Source organism: Actinomyces bouchesdurhonensis (assembly GCF_900128465.1).
GTDB lineage: Bacteria > Actinomycetota > Actinomycetes > Actinomycetales > Actinomycetaceae > Pauljensenia > Pauljensenia bouchesdurhonensis.
This window is the reverse complement of sequence record NZ_LT635892.1, coordinates 1-2,207: the sequence shown is the minus strand read 5'-3', so window position 1 is coordinate 2,207 and position 2,207 is coordinate 1. Positions and strand designations below refer to the sequence as shown.

The 2,207-nt window shown below is 56.9% G+C and carries 3 protein-coding genes and 1 pseudogene; 2 read left to right on the top strand and 2 right to left on the bottom strand.

Annotated elements, in window-relative coordinates; genetic code table 11:
* Nucleotides 1-389: pseudogene (locus BQ7477_RS11005) on the top strand (transposase); the annotation flags it as partial.
* Here BQ7477_RS11005 and BQ7477_RS13195 read toward each other — a convergent pair.
* Together BQ7477_RS13195 and BQ7477_RS10995 are read right to left on the bottom strand one after the other, a co-directional pair.
* Entirely contained in the window at nucleotides 371-493 is a 123-nt protein-coding gene (locus BQ7477_RS13195; RefSeq protein ID WP_420884448.1) for an ATP-binding cassette domain-containing protein, read from the bottom strand. The pseudogene BQ7477_RS11005 and the gene BQ7477_RS13195 overlap by 19 nt on opposite strands.
* Nucleotides 494-642: 149 nt before the next feature.
* Nucleotides 643-1,149 carry an EXLDI protein gene (locus BQ7477_RS10995; RefSeq protein ID WP_073983913.1) on the bottom strand — a complete coding sequence of 169 codons (507 nt, stop codon included), beginning with the start codon at nucleotides 1,147-1,149 and terminating at the stop codon, nucleotides 643-645.
* A 368-nt stretch (nucleotides 1,150-1,517) separates the two neighbouring features.
* Here BQ7477_RS10995 and BQ7477_RS10990 point away from each other — a divergent pair.
* Nucleotides 1,518-2,207: transposase (locus tag BQ7477_RS10990; RefSeq protein WP_234968838.1), on the top strand; the 690-nt coding region annotated here is incomplete at its 3' end.

Here is a 2,207-nt window from a genome sequence, read left to right as displayed (position 1 = left end):
TTTTCCGGCGACGAGCACGTCGCCCTCGAGGTCACCTGGAGCGTCTACCAGAACATTATCGACGCCTACCGGGCGCCCGACACGAGTGCAGGTAAGGCCCTGATGCAAGCCGAAATAGACCGTCTCAGCGACACGGACGTGCCACGCTCCCTCACAGAGATCATCACGCTGGGCAGGACACTCAAACGTCGAGCCGGGGACATCCTGGCCTACTTCGACCACCCCCACACCACAAACGACCCCACCGAAGCCATCAACGGCCGCCTCGAACACCTACGCAGCCGCGCCCCAGGACTTTCCGAAACCTCACCCACAACATCACCCGAACACTCCCCAAAACCGGAGAATTCAAACCCCAACCACACCCCAATTATGAAGAGCCCACATAGCCGAACCTTCTATTTCTTTTCATATCACCCCACTTCACCGATCCTGAATCAGCTGAGATAAGGCCAGTAATGATGCTTACAAGCGTGGTCTTCCCCGCCCCCATTTGGCCCAAATAGACCCAACATTTCTCCTTTTCTAAGTTCGAGGGAAATGCCACCGAGCGCTTCAACTTCATATCCACTTGGTAGTTTATATCTCTTTGTCACTGAGTCCACCATAAGGAAGGGGCCGCCATTTTCAATTCCTTGCATATTAAATATCCAATACCTCGAAGGGTTTTGCTGAAAGCACGGATTTACATTGCTCAGCCAAGTACGCATCCACCAACTCCAGCTGTGCAATATCTGGATATACCTCTAGCGTTTTGTCACCTATTAACCAGAACTCTCGCGACCATGTCTCAGGATGATCCCAGATTCGGTAGCCCCCTTTAACCTCATCAGGTAAAAGCCTGCGGATTTTTGTTGCAACAGCGAGCTGTCCTTTTGCTGTTTCGTAAATTGTATTAATTTGGACACCACCATCCACAGGGCGTTCAACACGGACTATCTCTCGGCCGTAAAACATCACCTTCCTCCGCGAACCGTTTTCATAGAGCGCTAGTTCTATTCTTCCGTAACCTTTTTCAGTGTTATGTCGGTTGGTCAAATAGTCCCGAAGCGCTTGGACGACAGCCGCTGAAACACTTTCCGCATACTGCGCAGCTCGTTCAAATAGTTCCATATCCGCTTCTGAGACGTAAATATTCTTCGTAGGCATGTTTATAACCATAAACATACTTTCTCCGTTTGTCAACCCTACAGAAATGTGGCTCTTCAGAGTTGAGTGTGGGCGCACGGGTGTTGGTCGGGGGTTGCGGGTAGAGGTCGAGGTCCCCGGTGACGAGCGGACTTCTACCCCCGCGATCTTCAAAGGACCTCGGGCAGTGTCTCACCCTACCTGCTACTGCGCGTTGCTTGACCGTTGTGATCGATGTGATCTGCTCGTCGGTTTGGAGGGCTTCCATCTGATGAGCGTGACTCGCACCCCAGGGGCCCTGGTGCTCGATGTTGAGTCGTGCAACCAGCTGGCGGGGTACCCTGGTTGTGGGCTGAATCGCACAAGGCCGCGGGCGTATGGTGATGGAGGTGATTGACGCGCCCTGGGCCGGGATCCCGGCGCGAATCCGATGGCACAAGCGGCGCTGGATATGCCGCGAACGCACCTGCGAGACGGTGACATTCCTGGAACATGACGAGCGGGTGTGCGCACCCAGGGCGCGTCTGGGCGCCCGGGCGATCCGCTGGGCGATCCGACAGTTGCGTTTCGAGGGAGCCACTATCGCTGGCCTGGCTCGACAACTGGCAGCCACGTGGAATACCGTGTGGTCCCATATCAAGCCGTGTCTGCAAGCCGCATCTGATGATCCTGCCCGCTTCGCGGGGGTTCGGGTGCTGGGGGCCGATGAGCACGTGCGGCACCACCAAGACCGACGCCGCCGGGGCCCCCGTGAGCTCACCGGCATCGTGGACCTGACACGCGGGGAGGATCACCCCACGGCCCGCCTGCTAGACCTGGTCCCAGGAAGGTCTGGCACCGCGCATGAGAACTGGCTAGATGAACGCGGCGAAGACTTCCGCTCCGGTATCCAGATCGCGACGCTGGATCCCTTCCAGGGATACAAGAACGCCATCGACGATCAACTCCAAGACGCCACCAGCGTCCTCGACGCCTTCCATATCGTCAAGCTCGCTGGCGACGCTCCAGGTGAGGTGCGTCGCCGCGTCCAGCAAGACACGACCGGTCACCGCGGGCGCAAAGGTGACCCCCTCTATCAG